Origin of the sequence: Synechococcus sp. UW105 (genome assembly GCF_900473935.1) — a bacterium.
In the GTDB taxonomy this organism is placed as follows: Bacteria; Cyanobacteriota; Cyanobacteriia; order PCC-6307; family Cyanobiaceae; genus Synechococcus_C.
This window is the reverse complement of record NZ_UCNN01000005.1, coordinates 130,791-147,351: the sequence shown is the minus strand read 5'-3', so window position 1 is coordinate 147,351 and position 16,561 is coordinate 130,791. Positions and strand designations below refer to the sequence as shown.

Sequence of the window (16,561 nt, the reverse complement as noted above, 5' to 3'; positions counted from 1 at the left end):
TTGCGGATGCGCTATGGGATGACGGGGGAGGACCCGATGAGCCTCACCGGCATCGGCCGCATCATCGGCATTAGCCGAGACAGGGTTCGCAATCTTGAACGCGATGGTTTGGCCTGTCTCCGTCGCCTTAGCCACCAAGTGGAGGCCTACGTGGCTTGCTGAAGCAGGGTTGTTTGCTGATGTTGGCTGATCAGTGCGGTTCTGCGCTGATCAGTCTGAAGCCTTGTGGAGGCACTCCAGTAGCAGGGTATTGACCTGTTCAGGGCACTCGTCATGGGGGCAATGTCCTGCTGTGGCGATCACATGCAGGCTGCGTACTACCGGGAAGCGCTCTGCCCAGTTCTGGGCTTCGCTGAGGGGCTCCCAGGGATCATGTTCTCCCCAGATCAGATCCACCGGTACGGTCAGTGTCTTGAGCAAATCGGGAGCCAGGTGATCGTCGAAGAGGTTGATGAAACCTCGGAAGGCTTCGGCCGCACCTTGTCGTTGCGTTGGTCTGTAGAGCAGCTCCACAAGGGCGTCGTCCCGATTGCCGCCGCTTGGGTACGCCTGACGAAGCACCCGTTCAATCACTCCAGGCCGGGCGGCATTGCGGAAGAGGGCTGAGCTCAACCATCGCTGCGCCACGAGCGTTTTCAGCAGCGGTCGGATCCACGCCATCCAGGCCGGCTGGGTGGCGAGTTGTTTGTCATCCATCAGCCGTTGAGCACAGTCGATGAGCACCACGCTCCGGCAGGGACTATTGCCGGGGGTCGCCTTCAGCAGTTGGCTGGCACGAAGTGCCACCACGCCCCCGATCGAATTGCCCACGAGTACCACTGGTTGCTGCACCACCTCACGGCAGAAGTCGGCGACTTGTTCGCCCCAGAGATCGAAGCTGTAGCGCAGAGCTCCGTCTTGATGGACGACCTCATCATCGTTCTGGAGCAGGGCTCGCGGCTGGCTACTGCTGCCGAATCCAATCAGGTCGAGGGCGTAGATGGTGGCATGGCGGCTGAGAGCCGGGATGGTGTGACGCCAGTGGTTGGTGTTGGCCCCGAAGCCATGGATCAGAACCAAGGCCGGACCACTGTGCTGACTTGACTCCTGGCAGCACCAACCCACTTCAAGCAGTTGGTGCTGGGGTCCTTGCCAGTGCCAGATCTGATCAGCTTGCATCGTTCAGGCTGTTGATCGGTTTGGGGCCGAACCAGCGAGCTTCCAGGTCCTTGACCGTTACATAGAAAGGTGGCACCACCCCAAGAGAGAGAACCGTCGCCACCACGAGGCCGCCGAAGATCACTGTGCCCAGGGACTGCTGACTGTTCGCACCTGCACCGTTGGCCACCACCAGGGGTAGGAAGCCTGCCAGGGCAGCGATGGCGGTCATCAGGATCGGTCGCAACCTGGATTCGGCTGATTCAACGGCGGCTTCGGTAATGCTCTTGCCCTGAGCCAGCTTCTGCTCAGCGACCTCCACGATCAGGATGCCGTTCTTGGCGGCCAGACCGATCAGGGTCACGAGACCGACCTGGGCGTAGATGTTCAGATCAATGGAACGAACAGCAAGGAAAGCCAGTGCCCCGAGCATGGCCAAAGGCACGGTGGCCAGGATGATCACCGGTGTGATGTAGCTCTCGTACTGGGCTGAAAGAACGAGGTAGACGATGAGCACACCGAGCCCGAACACCAGCACACTTGCATTCCCGGCAGAGAGTTGCAGTGCGGCAAGGCCGGTGAAGGCCGAACCGATGTTCGTGTAGTTCTGAGCCTTGAACAATTGTTGGATCTTGCTGAGAGCCTGACCGCTGCTCTTGCCAATGGCCTGTACGCCCTGGATCAGAACAGTGCGGTTCAGGTTGTAATGACTGATCACCGGTGGGGCGCTGCTCAGGTTTGCTTCGGCGAACTGGGAGACCTGTACCAGTTCGCCATCGCGATTGCGTACATAGAAGCTAAGGATGTCTTCGATGTTTTGGCGCTGGTCTGGACTTCCTTGGAGATAGATGTTGCGAACCTGGCCGCTCTCGTATGTCAAACCTGAGTAGTTGCTTCCTGCCAGTGCCGCAACATTGTTCATCGCCTCTTGATAGTCGATGTTGAGAGCTCCCATCACGTCCCGATTCACCTTGAGGCCAATGGCCGGTGAACTGGGATTGAACTGGCTATAGATGCTGGAGAAATCGCCGCTTGCCGTTGCTTCTTTAATCAGTTGGCCTGATAGATCAGACAGATCGTTGAAGCTGTAAGCACCATTGCTGAGATCATTGAATTGGAAATAGAAACCACCTTGGGAGGAGAAACCTGGAACTGCAGGAGGCCCTGATGCTGCAGCCAGTCCATCGCTGAGCTCGATCAACTTCGCATTGAGCCGATTCACGATTGCCTTTGAACTATGCGTGGCTCCTTTGCGCTCTTCCAAAGGTTTGAGGCCGAAGAAGAAGATGCCTTGATCGGGGCTGGAGCCATTGAAGCCGGAGCCGTTGATGATTGAGGCGTTGTCCACGTCCTCTTCTTCGCTTAGGACCTTGGCGATCTGAGCGCCAAGCTTCTTGGTTTCAACCAAGGAGGCGCCATTTTGCAGTTGGAAGATACCGAGTCCATAGCCCTGGTCTTCATCGGGAATGAAGGCTGTTGGTAGAGCGGCAAACGAAAAGCAGGTAAGAACGATTCCTGTTGCTAGACTAATAAGGATGAGTCTTCGCAGGGCAATCAGCTTGTTCAGCAAGCTCCCATAGGCTTGTTGTAGCCAGTCGAAGCCTTGATTGAAGGCACGGAAGATCTGAGGCAGATTGGCACCCGCGATGGCACCCACAGCGACACCGGCGAGATAGGTCCAACTGCCAAAAGCGGCGGCACTGAAGTGTCCAAAGGCGAGGCCCACAATCACTCCAACCACGATCCAACTGCGACCTCTTGGTTCGGGTGGCTTCTGTTTTGGCAGAATCAGGCCTGAGAGCATTGGCGAGAAGGTCAGGGCATTGAAGGCTGAAATCGCAATCGAGAAGGCAATCGTGAGCGCAAACTGCTTGTAGATAATTCCGATGCCGCCGGGATAGAAGGCCACTGGCACGAAAACTGCCATCAGTACAAGGGCTGTTGCCAGCAGGGCGCCGAACAATTCACCCATGCAGGCCAAGGCTGCTTCGCGAGGTTTCATGCCTTTCTCGATGTTGGTGGATACGGCTTCAATCACCACGATCGCGTCATCAACCACAAGGCCTGTGGCCAGAACCAGGCCTAGGAGAGTGAGTTGGTTAATTGAAAAACCGAAGACCTTCAGGAATGCAAAGCTACCCACTAAAGAAATCGGGATCGCCAGGCTGGGAACCACAGTGGCCCGCCAATTTTGGAGGAAGAGAAATAGAATCACCAGCACCAGCACGATCGCCAGGCCGAGGGCATCGATCACCCCATCAACGGAGGCTTCGATGAATTGACCGATGTCATAAATCTGATCGACGGTGACTCCAGGAGGCACAATGGAATTGAAATTGTTGAGTTTTTCCACCACCGCATTGGAGACATCGAGGGCATTGCTGGATGGTGTTTGATAAACCGCAAGGGTGAGGGCTTCGTGGCCGTTTTTGTCAATTCCTTGAACTGAGAACGTGTTGGTTCCATAGCGCACCTCGCCAACATCCTGGAGTTTGAGCAAGTTCCCTGCAGGAGAGCGGTTGACGATCAGGTTGTTGAAGTCTTCGATCGAGATGAGATTGCCATTGTTTTCAACTAAAATTGGGTAGGTATAAGCCTGCTCGCCTGATGCTGGAGGACCGCCAACAAGGCCTCCAACGGCGACACTATTTTGGGACTTGACTGCGTTGAGAACGTCCTCGGCAGTGAGCTGATTAGCGGCAAGCTTCTCGGGATCGACAAAGAGCCAGTACGCAGGATTGGCTCCTCCGAAAACGGTGACCGTGGCAACACCCTCTACCCGTGAGAGGGGGTAGTAAAGCTGCTCATACACGAGTCCGTTTAAGTAAGCAGCATCAAATTGCCCTTCGGTTGAGCTGATCTCATAGGCAAGCAGAATGGAGGGGTTGCTCTGTTTGACCGAGACTCCGGTAGCAGCCACCTGCTTAGGCAGCTGTGGCTGGGCCAGGGAAACCCTGTTCTGCACATTCACCTGGTCAATGTCGATATCAGTTGTCTGGTCGAAATAGACATTGATCGTGCTGCTGCCCGTCATGTCGCTGTTCGACGAGATGTAATTGACCCCAGGCACGCCGTTGATCTGCTGCTCCAGAGGATTGGTGACGGCTTGCTCGGTGACTTCGGCATTCGCTCCGCCGTACACCGCAGTGACTTGGATCAGAGGATTGGCGATATTCGGCAGGTTGGCGATCGGCAGGGTGGGGATCGCGATGACGCCAATCAGCACAATCAGAATGCTGCAGACCGTTGTCAGGACTGGGCGCTTGATGAAGTTGTCAGAGAAGGACATTGCGCTCAGTTCCTTCCCTTGCTGACCTTCACCGGCATGCCACTGCGCAGTCGGCTGGTGTTGCTCACTGCTACTTGATCCCCGGACTGAAGACCCGACGTCACGGGATAGAGGTTGTCTTGCAGATCCCCCAGTTCAACCTTGGTCTGGATCACGATCGGTGTGTCTCCAGGCAGCCGCTCCAGCGTTGTCAGCGCTTGCTTGGAGGCATGCGCGGAGGCTTTGATCGCCGGCAATGCTTTTTTAAGGGGAACCAGCCGATACACAAAAGGCTGCTGGGCCTGCATCATCACGGCCTGCACCGGCACCGCCAGTTGTTGTTGTTCGCCAGTAATGATTTCGCTCTTGACGTACTGGCCTGTTTTCAGCCGTCCGGTGAGGTTAGGAAAGGTGGCTTTCACCATCACCGTGTTAGGTGCGTTCTTGCTGCCGGGAAGACCGAAGTAGGGGGAGATAAAGGTCACCTCACCGCTCCCTTTCACGGGGGGATCGGTTTGGGACGCCACCTTCACGGTCTGGCCAGTTTTGACAGCATCGGCCTGTGATGCCGGAATTTGCATCAGCGTCCAGAGCATGGTGTTGTCGACGATGCCTGTGATGGACTGGCCAGTTCTGACGTAATCGCCAAGCTTCACGGTGTCGAGATCGCCGACGATTCCATCGATGGGTGATCGCACATATTTGTATCCGAGTGTGGCTTCATCGGCGAGGGCCTGATCCCGTGAGGCGATTGCCTGGGTGACGTAGCGATCCCGTTGTTTGGCGGAGGCGGCACCTTGCTGGTAAAGGAACTCGTAGCGCTCCGCATTTAGCCGGTCGGTGCGGGCCTGGGCTTTGGAGGCGTTGAGGGATGCACTTTGCTGCACGTTGTCCAGCACCAGGATCGTTTCACCGGCTTTGACGCGCTGGCCTTCGCGGGCCACGATCTTCACCACGCGGCCTTCACTTTCCGGTTTGAGTGCCACGTTGCTGGTGGATTCCAGCAGGCTGATGGCCTGAAGTCTTGGTTGGAATGTGGCCGTTCTGATCCGGGCGGTATTGACCGACAGGAGGGTTTTGTCGTGCTGGTGATGACTGCAGCTCGCAAGCACGATCACGGATGGCAGCAGGGCCAAGACCGGGATTTGGCGATGCATCATCACTGGTTTTTTCAGACCCTAGGTGGGGTTTTGGCTTCCAGTCTTTTTGGTTAAGGTCACCTCACCCAGTCCCACCAGGCTCAGGAGAGCTTGGTGATGCCATCGCCGATGGCGGAGTAGCAGTTCTGCAGTTGTTTGTCGCTGATGCAGAGCGGTGGCAGAAGGTACACCACGTTGCCAAGGGGCCTGATGTAGACGCCATCTTCAAGGCAAAGACGCTGCAGCTGGCGGCCCACAGGATTGAGATAGTTGGTGCTACCGCAGTCGAGCTCGAATGCGGCCATGGTGCCGAGACAGCGGACTTGTTTCACCATGCTGTGGGCTGTGAGTGCTTCTAGATGGGGTCTGTGTCGGCCTTCAAAGTGGAGGAAGCGCTCGGGGTGTTGTTCCAGCAGGTCGAGGCTGGCGAGTGCAGCCGCACAGCCAAGTGGGTTGGCGGTGAAGCTGTGGCCATGGAAGAAGGTTTTCAGTGGTTCTTCGCTGATAAAACCGGCAAAGATCCGCTCGCTCGCAAGGGTGCCGCCCATGGGCAGGAAGCCGCCGGTGAGGCCTTTGGAGAGGGCCATCAGATCCGGCTGAATTCCCGCGCGTTGGGACGCAAACAGGCTGCCTGTACGTCCGAAGCCCGTCATCACTTCATCGGCGATCAGCAGTGTGCCCCGGTCCCGCACGCGTGCCTCTACAGCCCTTAAAAATTCAGGCCGAACCATGCGCATCCCAGAGGCGCCTTGGATCAGCGGCTCCAGAATCACGCCAGCAGTGGGAACCGCCAGGGCGTCGTCCAGCTCGTTGAGGGCTTGGGTTTCCCGCGTTTCAATGTCGCTGTCTCCCCAGTGGGTATGGGGCCAGCTAATGCGGGCCACATCAAACAGCAGTTCGTCATAGGCCTCGGTAAATACCGAGCGGTCCCCAACGGCCATGGCTCCGAAGGTGTCGCCGTGATATGCCCCTTCGAAAGCCACGAGACGGCGGCGGTCACTGCCTTGGTTTCGCCACCATTGCCAGGCCATTTTCAGTGCCACTTCCACGGCAGTGGATCCGTTGTCTGAAAAGAAGAGACGGTCCAGGCCGCTAAGGGCTGCCAATCGGGTGGCGAGTTGCTCGGCAGGTTCGTGGCTGAAGTTGGCGAAGATCACCTGCTCCATCACCTGGGCCTGAAGGCCGACGGCCGCTGCGATCGATGGTTCGCTGTGGCCGTGCAGCGTGACCCACCAGCTGCTGATCGCATCAATCAGACTGCGTCCATCGTCCAGTTGCAGCACACAGCCGTCGGCGCCGCTGACCCGAAGGGGCTCAGGATGCAGGGCGACCTGGGTGGTGGGGTGCCAGAGGTGCGGGTGCCAGGGCATCCAGGCAGGTTGCGTTGGTGAGTTCAGATTTGCAGAGTGGCTGCAGTAATCGCCGCATCGTCATGGATGCCGTCTTGCATCATGCGTGTCGATAGGGCGCACCTCGCTGATGCCATCGCTGGCTTTAGGCACAACAGATTTGGAGGCAATCTCTGCTGACCTTGATCAGGCCTTGTTGCAGTGGTGGGAGAAGCATGGCCGCCGCGATCCGGCACAAAAACCCTGGATGTTCATGCCTGATGGCGCATGGCCCGAACCCCAGCACAGCCTTCCTCCATATGGGGTTCTGGTCGCTGAGGTGATGCTCCAGCAGACCCAGCTACAGGTTGTGCTTCCTTACTGGCGGGCCTGGATGGAGGCCTTCCCGAGGCTCGAGGTCTTGGCTGAAGCGGATGAACAGGCGGTGCTGTTGCGCTGGCAGGGGCTGGGCTACTACTCCAGGGCTCGTCGTTTGCTTGCAGCAGCTCAGCAGTTGTTTGCAGAGTTGAGGTCAGTTGGTGAGGCCGATCCTCAGGCTTGGCCTCACCAACTGGATCGCTGGCTTCTGCTGCCCGGCATCGGTCGCAGCACCGCGGGTGGCATCCTCTCTTCTGCCTTTAATAGCCCCCTGGCGATTTTGGATGGCAATGTGCGCCGGGTGCTGGCCAGGGTGATGGCCCACTCGCACCCGCCGATGCGCCATCAAGGGCTGTTCTGGACTTGGAGCCAGTGCCTGATCGCTGCGGCGCCGCAACGAGCCAGGGATCTCAATCAGGCCCTCATGGATTTGGGCGCGACTCTCTGCACGCCGCGTCATCCGGCCTGCGCTTCATGTCCGTGGCAATCGGCTTGCGCTGCGTACGCTTCGGGCAGCCCTGATCATTACCCCGTGAAAGAAGCTCCCCGCGATGTGCCCTTTCAGGTGATCGGTGTGGGTGTGGTGCTCAATCAAGCTGGCCAGGTGTTGATCGATCAGCGTCTTAATGAGGGCTTACTGGGGGGGATGTGGGAATTCCCCGGTGGCAAACAGGAGCCAGGCGAACGGATTCAGGCCACGATTGCCCGTGAGTTGATGGAGGAACTGGCGATCGAGGTCACGGTGGATCAGGAGCTGATTTGCGTGGATCATGCCTACAGCCATAAACGGCTGCGTTTTGAGGTGTACCTCTGCACTTGGTGCTCAGGTGAGCCGCAGCCCTTGGCCAGTCAGCAGGTGCGATGGGTGCAGCCCCAGGAGCTCGGGGCCTATCCCTTCCCTGCTGCTAATGCCCGCATCATCGCGGCGCTGATGACCCATCTCGGTTTGCCTGCGTTGGATCAGTCCGTCTCGGGTTGAGTGGTTTGCGCAGTTGGCAGTTGTCGCACTGCTAGCCAGGCTGCGGGAAGTTAGATGCCAGCTGATGGCAAATCGTGCGGTCTGTGCCCCATGGGTGCTGTGTTTGGGGGAAGCACTGGTTGATCGTCTGGGGCCTTTGGGCGGTGATCCGGCGACTGCCTCACTGTCTGACTGCGATGATCGCCTCGGCGGTGCCCCTGCCAATGTGGCCTGTGCTCTGGCCCGTCTCGGCACCCCTGTGGGCTTCCTCGGCCGGCTTGGCGACGACGATATCGGTGCCAGTTTTAACGAGTTACTGCGGGATCGTGGCGTTGACCTGAGGGGTGTTCAGGCCGATACCGTCCGCCCCAGTCGGGTGGTGCTGGTGCGCCGGGATGCAACTGGGGAGAGGGTGTTTCAGGGCTTTGCCGGGGATCAGGGCGAGGGTTTTGCTGATCAGGGTCTTGATTGCCAGCAGCTGTCGTTGTCCTGGCCTGCGTTGGCGTCAGCTGCTCGCTGGTTATTGGTCGGCACGATTCCGCTGGCGACGCCTGAGTCAGCGGAAACCCTCCAGTGGGCCATTGAGCAAGTGGATCAGTCGGATCTGCGTTTGGCCTTGGACGTCAACTGGCGGCCCACGTTCTGGGATCCAGCCGCCGATCCCTCTGCAGGACCTTCACCTCAGGCTTTGGCCTCAATGGCGCCTTTGCTCGATCGGGCTTCATTGATCAAGCTGGCACGGGAGGAAGCGATCTGGGTGTTCAACAGCGACAACCCTGAGGCGATCAGCAAGTGTTTGCCTACCCACCCCGATGTGGTGGTCACTGATGGCGGTCATCCCGTGCAGTGGTGCATCGCTGGCCACGTTGGTGCGATGGATGTTCTGCCCCCGCCAAGGGTGGTGGATACCACCGGTGCTGGGGATGCATTCACAGCAGGGCTGCTGCATCAGCTTCTCGCTCTTACACCCTCGGGTGGTGCCCCTCTGGATCTGTCTGCAGCTTTGGTTGAGGAAGTGATCCGTTATGCCGCTGCCTGTGGTGCTTTGGTCTGCGCTGGTGCCGGTGGTATTGACCCTCAGCCGTCGGCGGCTGACGTGGAGCATTTCCTCCAGCAAAGTGCAGCGGTGGTCTCTGGACTGCGCTGAATCAATCGATCAAGCACTTCATGAGCTGGGTGGGTGAAGGACGGCAGTCCTTCCTTCCCCTGGCCCATGCTCCAATTTGAGCGTCCAAGCGTCCTGACAGTTCAGCTTGAGACGCTCTGGCCACTCCACGACGAGTAGGGCTCCCATCGCTAGAGCTTCCTCTTCTTCCTGCAGAAATAGATCATTGGCCGATTCAGGGCGTTCAAGCCTGTAGAGGTCGAGATGCACCAGGGGGGGCTGACCTTGTGGGTAGTGCTGGGCCAGGGCGAAGGTGGGGCTTGTGATCGGTTCGTGGATGCCAAGAGCGAGAGCGATGCCTTGCACCAGGGAGGTCTTGCCGGCACCGAGTTGGCCCTGAAGCAGCAGGACTGTCCCTGCCGAAAGCTTGCTGGCAAGATCACGCCCCAGGCGGTGGGTGGCCTCTAGGTCGTCGAGGATCCAGCGGTTGTCTGTAGATTGGGGATCTGGCGAGCCCGAAGCCTCGGCGACTCTGCAGAGATTTCCGTTCACGTTCTCCCCAGGGAGCTTTACAACCATGGTGGCAACACCCACGGCAACGACCGGCCTACAGGTCGCTGATGACTATGTCGTTGCGGATCTGAATCAGGCTGATTTTGGTCGCAAGGAGCTCGACATCGCCGAGACCGAGATGCCCGGTCTGATGGCGCTGCGCACCAAATACGGCACTGAGAAACCTCTCAAGGGTGCTCGCATCGCCGGCTCTTTGCACATGACCATTCAGACGGCTTGTCTGATGGAAACCCTGGTGGAACTGGGCGCTGAGGTGCGCTGGGCTTCCTGCAATATCTTTTCGACGCAGGATCACGCTGCTGCTGCGATGGCAGCCCGCGGCATTCCAGTGTTTGCGGTCAAGGGCGAGACCCTTGAGGAGTATTGGGCTTATACCCACCGCATCCTCGAGTGGGGTGATGGCGGCAGCCCCAACATGATCCTCGACGACGGTGGCGACGCCACCGGTCTCGTGATGCTGGGCAGCAAGGCTGAGCAGGACATCAGCGTGCTCGACAACCCTTCCAATGAGGAGGAGACCTTCCTGTTTGCCTCGATTAAGAAGAAGCTGGCTGAGGATTCAAGCTTCTATTCACGAACCAAGGCCCAGATTCAGGGGGTGACTGAGGAAACCACCACTGGTGTGGCTCGGCTTTACAAGATGCAGAAGAGCGGTGAGCTGCCCTTCCCGGCGATCAACGTCAACGACTCGGTCACCAAGAGCAAGTTCGACAACCTCTATGGCTGTCGCGAGTCGCTGGTTGACAGCATCAAGCGTGCCACCGACGTGATGGTTGCTGGCAAACAGGCTCTTGTGGTCGGCTATGGCGACGTGGGCAAGGGCTCAGCCCAGTCTCTGCGCGGACTCGGTGCCACGGTTTGTATTGCTGAGGTCGATCCGATCTGTGCCCTGCAGGCTGCGATGGAGGGCTATCGCGTTGTCCGTTTGGACGATGTGGTCGATCAGATGGACATCTTCGTCACCGCCACCGGCAACTTCCAGGTGATCCGCAATGAGCACTTGGTGCGCATGAAGGACGAGGCCATCGTCTGCAACATCGGTCACTTCGACAATGAGATCGATGTTGCCTCCCTCAAGGAGTACCAGTGGGACAACATCAAGCCGCAGGTGGATCACATCACCCTGCCCAATGGCAATCGCATCATCCTGCTTGCCGAGGGTCGTCTGGTGAACTTGGGCTGCGCCACCGGCCACCCCAGTTTCGTGATGAGTAACTCCTTCACCAATCAGGTGCTGGCCCAAATCGAGCTGTTCACGAAGGGCAGTGAGTACGGCAAGGAGGTCTACGTGCTGCCCAAGCACCTCGATGAAATGGTGGCTCGTCTTCACCTGGATCGCATCGGCGCCAAGCTCAGCGAGCTGAGCAAAGAACAAGCTGACTACATCAATGTGCCCGTGGAGGGACCCTTCAAGCCCGATCACTATCGCTATTGATTACTGCAGCCCAAAGCGGTTTGCTTTGGGTTTTTTGTTTGGCCAGGTCGTTTGAGCGGCCTGGCTTTTTTGATATGTCAGGGTCTAAGCCATGGCATATCTCATGATCTGGCGGGAATGGGTCGGGCTGGCACGTGATCCCGTGATCCGGCGGCAGTGGGGAGCAGCGATGTTCGCCGGCTTCTTTGCATTACTGCCTTTGATCCTCTCGGTTGACCTCTATATCGACGACATAGAGCGGGCTATGGATGGCAGCCGTGGTTGGGTTCGTGTGGGTCGGCCGCTTGCGGACACCCTCGTGGAGTGGCTGAATTTTGGGTCGCCGGCGACGGCGGTGGCTCCGCTTTACACGCTGGTGGCGATTGCATTCCTCTCCAGCGTTGGCGTGGCCGTTGCTCGTGTTCATGGCATCCGTTCACCGTTCTGGACGGCGATCGCCAGCCTGCCGCTGATGGCCCAGCCCTACGCGTTGCAGGCCATGTCTTACGGCTTTGACGCGCTCTTTATGGCAGCGGCTTTGGCTTGCTCCATAACGGCCGCTTTGTTGGTGCATTTTCGTTTTGCTTGGTCAAGGGTTGCAGCAGCCCTTGTGCTGCAGCTGTTTGCCTTCAATCTCTACCAACCGGGAGCCAACGGCTTCCTGATGATGACGGGGTGTCTCTGCATCGCGTCGGTGCTCGGCCTCTTGAATCGCCCTTGGCAGGTGCTCTCCCTGCGGTTGCGCCTCATCCTCAGTGCTGTTGTTTATGCGGGTGGTTATGGCCTCTATCGGCTGTTGTTTTCCCTGCTGTTTGAACACAGGCTGAATCGCTACGCCAGCAGTGCTGCTGAACTGAAGCCTTTGGATAGTGCTCTGCCGATGGCATTGAGTACGTCGGTCATTGAGCCTCTGCAGCAGCTGCTTGCGGATTTTGGTCGCTGGCCTCTAGTGCTGCCTTGTTGTCTGTTCATCTGCACCTATGCATTGCTGGTGCGGCAGTGGCGCTCATGGCGTATGGCGTTGGCAGTTGGTGTGGGATTGTTCCTGGTCTTGTTGCTGTCGCCAGGCGGGATGCTCCTGTTGAGGGAGTCATTCGTTCGCCATCCACGGGTGCTGCTTTATCTCGGCCCGTTAGGCACCTGCCTCATTCTTCAGATCGTGGTGATGTCGCGCTCAATCGGTCGTCCTTTCTGGAGCCTGGGCATGTTGCCGTTGATCTGGCTGATGGTGGTTGTCTCTTATGCCTATGGCCATGGGTTTGCGGCGCAGGCCCGTTTCGAAGAAGCACGTCTTTCACGCATCGTGGCTGCTGCTTCTGCCCTGCAGAGCCGTGACATGGAGCACCCAGTGCGCTTTCTGGTGGTGGACGGCACGATGCCCCGTTCGCCGGTTTTGCAGAACACGACCCGCAAATTTCCCTTGATGGATCGGTTGATTCCTCCGCTTCTGGATGGCAATCAAACCTTTTCCTTTAGTCAGTTGCGGCTTCATGGTCTTGATCTTGAAAAACGACGGCCTGAGGAGCTGGAGGGTGGATGGCCAGCTGGCTGTGAGCCCTCGCTGGATGCGATCTGCTCTTCGGAGTTTTCGCTTCAGCGGGTCACTGATGACACCTTTGTGCTCCAAATTGCCCCGGAGCGGTCGGCTCTCTAGGCCAGCTGTGAAACACTGACCACGCCTTCACACCTCTTCATGGGACTGTCGGAACTGATCACCCAGCTGCCTGAGCTGATTAAGCAGGCGGTGGCGGTCAACCCCTTGGCTGGATATGGGGCGATTTTCGCGGCGATGTTTCTCGAGAATCTGTTTCCGCCGATTCCTTCTGAGCTGATCATGCCCCTAGGGGGATTTCTGGTGCAGCAAGGCCAGCTGCAGTTTGTACCAGTGGTGTTCGCTGGTCTGCTGGGAACGGTGCTTGGTGCCCTCCCCTGGTACGGCATCGGCCGCGTGATCAATGAAGAGCGGATTGAGCACTGGTTGGAGCGGCATGGTCGCTGGATCGGTATCAGCCCTGCTGAACTGGCACGTAGTCGCCGCTGGTTCAATCGCTTTGGTACGGCCCTTGTGTTTTGGGGTCGCCTGGTGCCTGGCATCCGCACTCTGATTTCAGTGCCGGCAGGGATCGAGATGATGCCGATGGCGCCATTCCTGATCTGGACGACTGCCGGCAGCTTGATCTGGACCTTGCTGCTCACCCTCGCAGGATTCCTGCTGGGGGAGAGCTATAGCAACGTCGAGCTTTGGATCGAGCCTGTCTCCAAGCTGATCAAGGTTGGCCTGGTGATCGTTGTTGTGGCTGGAGGCATCTGGCTGGGTCTGCGCATCTGGCGCCGTCGTCGCTCTGCCGATTGATCCAAGGGGAAATCCCCCCTTGGATCACACCAGCAGCGCCTGCCGCTTGATCGCGGTGCTGGTCAGAACGGAACTTCCTCGTCGCTGGGGCTGCCACCACCGAAGCCGCCGCCGCCGTAGTTGCCCCCACCTTCATTTTCGCGTTTCGATCCCAGCAGCTCAAGTCTGTCGACCCGCACCACCGGCTTGCTGCGCTCCTCTCCACTGTTGCGATCGGTCCAGCGGTCAAGCTTGACGCTGCCGATGATGCCAAGCAGAGAGCCTTTCCTGACGTAGTCGGCGGCCACCTGGGCTTGTTTGCCCCAGATCTCAAGGTTGAACCAGTCCGGCTCGTCGTCGCGACTGCGGCGGTTAACGGCCATGGTCAGGTTGGCAACCATGCTTCCCGACTCGAAGTAACGCACTTCGGGGTCGCGGCCTGCACGGCCCACAAGGGTGACTGAATTGACGCCCATGGATTCCTCCTCTTCGTTGGTTCATGATGCGCCACGGTTTTCGTGGCTGCCTTCAAGGAGTTCCACCCTCCTGTCCGGATGTCTCAAAAGGTCCCAGAAAGGTTGGGGAAACGCCCCTATGATTCGCCGAACCTGAGCCTTGTTCCGTGCTTTTTCGTCGCTTCCAGCTGTCCCGCGACATCGGCATCGACCTTGGCACCGCCAATACTCTGATTTACGTTTCCGGCCGCGGCATTGTGCTGCAGGAACCCTCTGTGGTGGCCCTGGATTTGGAACGGGGAGTGCCTCTGGCCGTGGGTGATGAGGCCAAGCTGATGCTCGGCCGCACCCCAGGCAATATCAAGGCCGTCCGGCCCCTGCGCGACGGGGTGATCGCTGATTTCGATGCGGCTGAGCAGATGCTCAAGACCTTTATCCAGAAAGGCAATGAAGGCCGAGGCATCGTGGCCCCCCGTCTGGTGGTTGGTATCCCTAGTGGCGTCACCGGTGTAGAGCGCCGCGCTGTCCGTGAGGCGGGCCTGGCCGGTGCGAGGGAAGTGCATCTGATTGATGAGCCTGTAGCGGCTGCCATTGGGGCTGGTCTGCCCGTGACTGAGCCTGTGGGAACGATGATTGTTGATATCGGTGGCGGCACCACCGAGGTGGCCGTGCTCAGCCTTGGCGGCACCGTGCTGAGTGAGTCGGTCCGCGTCGCGGGGGATGAGATCAGCGATTCGATCGGTGTTTACCTGAAGAAGGTGCACAACTTGGTCGTTGGCGAACGCACTGCGGAGGAGATCAAGATCCGAATTGGTTCTGCCTTCCCAGACAACGAATTCGACCAGACGGTGATGGATGTGCGCGGTTTGCATCTGCTCTCTGGCTTGCCCCGCACGATTCAGCTTCAGGCTGGTGATCTCCGCGAAGCAATCGCCGAGCCCCTTAACGTCATCGTTGAGGCTGTGAAGCGCACCCTGGAGCGCACGCCACCCGAGCTGGCTGCTGACATCGTTGATCGCGGCATCATGCTGGCCGGTGGCGGTGCGCTTGTGCGTGGCATCAGTGATCTGATCAGCCACGAGACTGGGATTTTCACGCACATCGCTGAGGACCCTTTGCTGTGTGTGGTGAACGGATGCGGTCAGGTGCTTGAGGACTACAAGCGTCTTCAGCGGGTGCTTGATACTCCCGAATACGTGCGCAACACCGTGACGGCCTGATCGGATGGCGGCCTCTCAGTGGCCAGCCGGTCCCCGTTGGCGTGGTGGGCGTCGGCTTTGGCCATGGCTTGCACTCTTCGTCGTTTTAGCGCTTGTCCGCTGGAGCAAGGGTGCTGGTTTTGTCGATGCCTATGCCTTGCTGAGTCGGCCGTTCTGGCCTGGTTCGGCTCAGAAGGAGTGGTTGCAGTCAGCAGGAACACTGGAGCAGAAGGCCCAGCTTGAGTTGCTCCGTCAGGACAACGCCCGCTTGCGCGATTTGCTTGAGCTCAACCGTGGTTCGGGGGATGGTCAGGTGGCGGCGGCAGTGATCTCCCGTAACGCTGCAGCCTGGTGGCAGCAGCTGGAACTGGGGCAAGGTGCAAGCGCCGGCCTTGCGAGTGGTGATGCGGTCATTGGCCCAGGAGGCCTGATTGGCCGTGTTCAGAGCGTCACCCCCACCACCGCCAGGGTCAAGTTGTTGACAGCACCTGGCAGCAAAGTGGGCGTTTGGGTGCCTCGTACGCGCCAGCACGCATTGTTGGTCGGGGTTGGCACCGCCCGGCCGCAGCTGCGTTTCATCGACAAGGACATCAAGGCGCGGCCCGGTGATCTGGTCAGTACCTCTCCAGCAAGCACCCTGCTTCCTCCCAACCTTCCGGTTGCTGTGATCCAGTCGCTCAACAGCCGCGCCGTGCCAGCACCGAAAGGGGTGGTGCAGCTGATCGCTGCTCCTGAGGCGGTGGATTGGGTGCAGGTGCAGACCCGCTGATGGCCCGTTTGCATGCCCAGCCGATCTGTGTGGCTTCGGCTTTGGCTATCCCCATGCTTGTCCTCGCCCAGCCGGCTTGGCTCACTCTGTCTGGAGTGGGTCCGAGCTGGGCGGTGTTGTGGTTGCTGCCTTGGGCCCTGGTGGATGGACCCATTTCAGGCGCGATTGCGGGTGCGGCCATCGCCCTGGTCCTTGATGGCCTTGGTGTTGATGGCCTAACCCAACTGCCGGCCCTGGTCTTGTTGGGGTGGTGGTGGGGCCGATTGGGACGTCGGGGACGACCGATTCAGCGCAGTCTCAATCTTGGCTTGCTGGCCTGGATCGGGGCCATGGTGGTTGGTGTCAGTCTCTGGCTGCAGTTGCGTTTAGTCCAGGGGCTCGATGCGCCATTGCTGCAGCACTGGGCCTGGCATCTCTGTCTTACCCAGGCCGTGATCACTGGCCTGCTCGCACCGATGCTCTCCTCGTGGCAGCTGCTGGTTTGGCGACGGCGCTCTCGGGCATGA

At 58.9% G+C, this 16,561-nt stretch carries 15 protein-coding genes; 9 read left to right on the top strand and 6 right to left on the bottom strand.

Going from position 1 to position 16,561, the window contains the following annotated elements; genetic code table 11:
• Positions 1-162, top strand: a 162-nt coding sequence (locus DXY16_RS01280) for a sigma factor-like helix-turn-helix DNA-binding protein (protein WP_305791102.1), incomplete at its 5' end; no start/stop codon positions are given.
• 48 nt (positions 163-210) lie between these two features.
• Here the strand turns inward: DXY16_RS01280 and DXY16_RS01275 are convergent.
• The 4 genes from DXY16_RS01275 to bioA form a co-directional block, all read right to left on the bottom strand.
• Positions 211-1,158 carry an alpha/beta fold hydrolase gene (locus DXY16_RS01275; protein ID WP_115118741.1) on the bottom strand — a complete coding sequence of 316 codons (948 nt, stop codon included), beginning with the start codon at positions 1,156-1,158 and terminating at the stop codon, positions 211-213.
• On the bottom strand, positions 1,148-4,426 hold the full coding sequence (locus tag DXY16_RS01270) for an efflux RND transporter permease subunit (protein ID WP_115118739.1): 3,279 nt from the start codon (positions 4,424-4,426) through the stop codon (positions 1,148-1,150). Before DXY16_RS01270 ends, DXY16_RS01275 begins: the two co-directional genes overlap by 11 nt.
• A 5-nt stretch (positions 4,427-4,431) precedes the next feature.
• Positions 4,432-5,565: an efflux RND transporter periplasmic adaptor subunit gene (locus DXY16_RS01265; protein ID WP_371410847.1), complete on the bottom strand. Its 1,134-nt coding sequence runs from the start codon at positions 5,563-5,565 to the stop codon at positions 4,432-4,434.
• Positions 5,566-5,645: 80 nt separating this feature from the next.
• The gene (gene bioA / locus DXY16_RS01260; protein ID WP_115118737.1) at positions 5,646-6,914 is read right to left on the bottom strand and encodes an adenosylmethionine--8-amino-7-oxononanoate transaminase; all 1,269 of its coding nucleotides are present in this window, start codon (positions 6,912-6,914) and stop codon (positions 5,646-5,648) included.
• A 109-nt stretch (positions 6,915-7,023) separates the two neighbouring features.
• Between bioA and mutT the strand changes: the two genes are divergently transcribed.
• Both mutT and DXY16_RS01250 read left to right on the top strand, forming a co-directional pair.
• Positions 7,024-8,229, top strand: a complete 1,206-nt coding sequence (mutT, locus tag DXY16_RS01255) for an 8-oxo-dGTP diphosphatase MutT (RefSeq protein WP_115118735.1) — start codon at positions 7,024-7,026, stop codon at positions 8,227-8,229.
• A 64-nt stretch (positions 8,230-8,293) separates the two neighbouring features.
• Complete coding sequence (locus DXY16_RS01250) at positions 8,294-9,355, top strand: carbohydrate kinase (protein WP_115118733.1); 1,062 nt, start codon at positions 8,294-8,296, stop codon at positions 9,353-9,355.
• A gap of 18 nt (positions 9,356-9,373) precedes the next feature.
• On the opposite strand, the gene tsaE is transcribed toward DXY16_RS01250, so the two are convergent.
• Entirely contained in the window at positions 9,374-9,892 is a 519-nt protein-coding gene (gene tsaE / locus DXY16_RS01245) for a tRNA (adenosine(37)-N6)-threonylcarbamoyltransferase complex ATPase subunit type 1 TsaE (protein WP_115118776.1), read from the bottom strand.
• Here tsaE and ahcY point away from each other — a divergent pair.
• The 3 genes from ahcY (at position 9,891) to DXY16_RS01230 (ending at position 13,653) form a co-directional block, all read left to right on the top strand.
• On the top strand, positions 9,891-11,321 hold the full coding sequence (gene ahcY, locus DXY16_RS01240; protein ID WP_115118731.1) for an adenosylhomocysteinase: 1,431 nt from the start codon (positions 9,891-9,893) through the stop codon (positions 11,319-11,321). The genes tsaE and ahcY overlap by 2 nt on opposite strands.
• Positions 11,322-11,412: 91 nt before the next feature.
• The gene (locus DXY16_RS01235) at positions 11,413-12,954 is read left to right on the top strand and encodes a glucosyltransferase domain-containing protein (RefSeq protein WP_115118729.1); all 1,542 of its coding nucleotides are present in this window, start codon (positions 11,413-11,415) and stop codon (positions 12,952-12,954) included.
• 39 nt (positions 12,955-12,993) lie between these two features.
• Positions 12,994-13,653: a DedA family protein gene (locus DXY16_RS01230; RefSeq protein WP_115016565.1), complete on the top strand. Its 660-nt coding sequence runs from the start codon at positions 12,994-12,996 to the stop codon at positions 13,651-13,653.
• A 62-nt stretch (positions 13,654-13,715) separates the two neighbouring features.
• Here DXY16_RS01230 and DXY16_RS01225 read toward each other — a convergent pair whose 3' ends face one another.
• A complete protein-coding gene (locus DXY16_RS01225; RefSeq protein ID WP_115118727.1) occupies positions 13,716-14,108 on the bottom strand; it encodes a single-stranded DNA-binding protein in 393 nt (130 codons plus the stop codon).
• Between the two features lie 146 nt (positions 14,109-14,254).
• Here DXY16_RS01225 and DXY16_RS01220 point away from each other — a divergent pair, with 146 nt between their 5' ends.
• The 3 genes from DXY16_RS01220 to DXY16_RS01210 are packed head-to-tail and all read left to right on the top strand — an operon-like array spanning position 14,255 to position 16,561.
• The gene (locus tag DXY16_RS01220; protein ID WP_115118725.1) at positions 14,255-15,307 is read left to right on the top strand and encodes a rod shape-determining protein; all 1,053 of its coding nucleotides are present in this window, start codon (positions 14,255-14,257) and stop codon (positions 15,305-15,307) included.
• Positions 15,308-15,311: 4 nt separating this feature from the next.
• Positions 15,312-16,055, top strand: coding sequence for a rod shape-determining protein MreC (gene mreC, locus DXY16_RS01215; RefSeq protein ID WP_115118723.1), 744 nt, complete (start codon positions 15,312-15,314; stop codon positions 16,053-16,055).
• Entirely contained in the window at positions 16,055-16,561 is a 507-nt protein-coding gene (locus DXY16_RS01210; RefSeq protein WP_115118774.1) for a rod shape-determining protein MreD, read from the top strand. Before mreC ends, DXY16_RS01210 begins: the two co-directional genes overlap by 1 nt.